1 protein-coding gene is annotated in these 235 nt (G+C 74.0%); it reads right to left on the bottom strand.

Annotated features, from left to right (window positions below):
- Positions 1-235, bottom strand: a 235-nt coding sequence (locus tag E0702_RS18150; RefSeq protein ID WP_240721826.1) for an enoyl-CoA hydratase-related protein, incomplete at both ends; no start/stop codon positions are given.

Genomic DNA, 235 nt, shown 5'->3' with positions numbered 1-235 from the left:
CGCAGCCAGCGCCAGGTTCGCCCCCGCCCCCGCCGCAGGCCCGTTGACCGCCGCGATGGTCGGCACCGGGCAGTCGAAGATCGCGCGCAGCATGGGCACGTATTCGTCGCGCAGGGTCCGTTCGAGATCGAGATTTGCGGCATTGGCCCGGTCGCCCAGGTCCTGGCGGGAGCAGAACGACCGCCCGGCCCCGGTCATCACCAGCGCCCGCGCCTCCGCCCCGGCGAGCCTCACC

The sequence above is a fragment of the Halomonas marinisediminis genome (genome assembly GCF_004347715.1).
In the GTDB taxonomy this organism is placed as follows: domain Bacteria; phylum Pseudomonadota; class Gammaproteobacteria; order Pseudomonadales; family Halomonadaceae; genus Halomonas; species Halomonas icarae.
The sequence above is the reverse complement of the archived record's forward strand: the minus strand, read 5'-3'. Positions and strand labels throughout refer to the sequence as shown.